Annotated in this window: 1 protein-coding gene, 1 rRNA gene and 1 pseudogene; all 3 read left to right on the top strand. The window is 64.4% G+C overall.

Translation table 11 applies throughout. The features are described 5' to 3' along the window. Positions 1–984, top strand: a pseudogene (gene argH / locus SFU54_RS04050) (argininosuccinate lyase); the annotation flags it as partial. A gap of 73 nt (positions 985–1,057) precedes the next feature. Continuing rightward, positions 1,058–2,377 carry a tyrosine--tRNA ligase gene (gene tyrS / locus SFU54_RS04045; protein ID WP_319015027.1) on the top strand — a complete coding sequence of 440 codons (1,320 nt, stop codon included), beginning with the start codon at positions 1,058–1,060 and terminating at the stop codon, positions 2,375–2,377. 564 nt (positions 2,378–2,941) lie between these two features. Beyond that, positions 2,942–3,125, top strand: a 16S ribosomal RNA gene (locus SFU54_RS04040); the annotation flags it as partial.

Raw genomic sequence — 3,125 nt, 5'->3', positions numbered from 1 at the left:
GCGCTCATCGGGGCGATTGTCGCTCAGGCCGAGGCGCATCCCGCTGCGGTCATGCCCGGTCGCACGCACTTGCAGCACGCCCAGCCGGTCTTGCTCGCGCATCACCTGCTCGCGCACGCGTGGCCGCTCGTGCGCGACCTCTAGCGACTGCGCGACTGGGCGGCACGCGCTGACCGCTCGCCCTACGGCGCCGGCGCGCTCGCGGGCTCAAGCCTCGGCCTCGATCCGGCGCTCGTCGCCGCTGAGCTGGGCTTCCGTGGCCCCACCGAAAACTCGATCGACGCCACGGCCAGCCGCGATCTCGTCGCCGAGTTCGCCTACATCGCCGCGCAAATCGGCATCGATCTGTCGCGTTTCGCCGAAGAGATCATTCTCTGGAACACGCGCGAGTTCGGCTACGTGACGTTGCACGATGGCTACTCGACGGGCTCGTCGATCATGCCGCAAAAGAAGAACCCCGACATCGCCGAACTTGCCCGGGGCAAAGCGGGTCGCCTCATCGGCGATCTCGCCGGGCTGCTCACGACCCTCAAGGGTCTTCCTCTGGCCTACAACCGCGATCTGCAAGAAGACAAAGAGCCCGTCTTCGACGCCGTCGAGACGCTCGAGGTGCTCCTGCCGGCGTTCACGGGCATGGTCGCGACGCTGCGCTTCGATGTCGACCGGATGGCGGCGCTCGCGCCGCAGGGTTTCTCACTCGCGACCGATGTCGCCGACTGGCTTGTTCGGCAGGGTGTGCCGTTCCGTGAGGCGCACGAGATTTCCGGCGCTCTCGTGGCCCACTGTGAGCGGCATGGACTCGAGCTGCACGAACCAAGCGATGACGAGTACGCCTCGATCGACGCGCGCCTCACGGCGGGCGTGCGCGATGTACTGACCGTCGAGGGGTCGATCGCGTCACGGTCGGGCGTCGGAGGCACCGCTCCCTCGGCCGTGGCTGCCCAGTTCGCGGCGCTCCACGAGCAGCTCGCCTCGCTGGCGTAATCGCGGCGAGCGACTCGAGCGTCACGACGCCCGGCATCGAAAGCGCCCTCGAGCCCGCTGATACGCTGGCGCGGTGACTGCCGCCGCCGACGAATCCCGCACCCTGACGCCCGCTCCGACCCAGAACGACTCGAGCTTCGAGTCGGTGTGGCACGAGATTCAGTGGCGCGGTCTCGTGCACGTGTCGACCGACGAGTCCGCGCTCGAGGCTGCCTTGAGCGGCGAACCCATCACGTACTACTGCGGCTTCGACCCCACGGCACCGAGCCTGCACCTCGGCAACCTCGTGCAGCTGCTGCTCATGCGCCGGTTGCAGCTCGCTGGCCACCGCCCCCTCGCGCTCGTCGGCGGATCGACCGGTCTCATCGGCGACCCGCGGCCCACGGCCGAACGGCAACTCAACGACCGCGAGACGGTCGCCGAGTGGGTCGGTCGGCTGCAAGGGCAGGTCAGTCGTTTCTTGAATGCCGACGGCCCGAACGGTGTCACGCTCGTCAACAATCTCGACTGGACCGCGGGTCTCAGCGCGATCGACTTCTTGCGCGAGATCGGCAAGTACTACCGCGTCGGCACGATGATCAAGAAAGACGCCGTGGCGACGCGCCTCAACTCTGAGGCGGGCATCTCCTACACCGAGTTCAGCTACCAGATCTTGCAGGGTTACGACTTCCTTGAGCTGCACCGCCAATACGGCTGTGTGCTGCAGACCGGCGGCAGCGACCAGTGGGGCAACCTCACGAGCGGCACCGACCTCATCCACAAGGTCGAGGGCCGCAGCGTGCACGCCATTGGCACACCGCTCATCACCAATAGCGACGGCACGAAGTTCGGCAAGAGCGAGGGCAACGCCATTTGGCTCGACGCCGAGATGTGCAGCCCCTACGCGATGTACCAGTTCTGGCTCAACACCGATGATGCCGATGTCATCGCGAGGCTCAAGATCTTTACGTTCCTCAGTCGCGCCGAGATCGAGCACTACGAGTCGCTCGTTCGCGACGAGCCCTTCCGGCGCGCCGCCCAAAAGCGGCTCGCTCTCGAGGTGACGGCCATCGTGCACGGCCAGGCCGCCGTCGAGGCAGCGATCGCCGCGTCTGAAGCCCTGTTCGGCCAAGGCGATCTCTCGGCGCTGGATGCTCCGACTCTCGCCGCCGTCATCGCCGAACTTCCGACGGCTGAGCTGGGAGAGTCCGACACCGTCGTGCAGGCACTCATCGCCACGGGGCTCTGCTCGAGCGCGAGCGATGCCCGGCGTGCGATCGCGCAAGGCGGCGTTGCGCTCAACAACGTCGCGGTGTCGAGCGACGATCAGACCCTCGCGGGCGCAGCCCTCGCCGGCGGCATGGCCGTTCTCCGTCGCGGAAAGAAGACGCTCGCGGGCCTGATTCTGCGCTGACGGGATCCCCGTGCTCGTGCCGTGTGGAGCGCGACACGCCCGGGAATCGCTGAAATTTGCCCCGCACCCGAACGAACCGTAATCTTCTAACTCGTCACCCCAAAGGTGCCGGAAGCGAAAAGCTTCCAGCCCTCAAGAGGGACACAATCCTCCAAGAAAGAGCAGCCACTTGCTGGTGCGCTCATCGCCAAGTAGGATTGCGAATCCGCCCAGTTGGCATGATCGTCGAGATCGCCTCCGGGCAGGTCGGACTCAGAACATCGAGGTTACCGATTTGCACCGGGATGCTGTGGTGGATACAGTAGGGAAGTTGCCCAGTTGCGACAGCCGAGAGGCTGAAGGTCTGGAGCGCCCGATCCTTGAGAACTCAACAGCGTGCACTAAGTCAATGCCAAATAACCTCGGCGACCGGTTTCGATCGGTCGCAAGAGATTCCTTTGGATTGAAACAAGAATGTCAGTAGATATTCGAACTTCAGTCAGACAAACTCGTCGCCACTCAGACTTCGGTCCGGTGGAGACACTAGATGTGCCGGCAGCCCTCGGGTCGCCGTGCAATCAAACATTTACGGAGAGTTTGATCCTGGCTCAGGACGAACGCTGGCGGCGTGCTTAACACATGCAAGTCGAACGATGAAGCCGGAGCTTGCTCTGGTGGATTAGTGGCGAACGGGTGAGTAACACGTGAGTAACCTGCCCTTGACTCTGGGATAAGCGTTGGAAACGACGTCTAATACCGGATACGAGCT

It is taken from the genome of Microcella sp., assembly GCF_033763155.1.
GTDB lineage: Bacteria > Actinomycetota > Actinomycetes > Actinomycetales > Microbacteriaceae > Microcella.
This window is presented reverse-complemented; position numbering and strand designations above follow the sequence as displayed.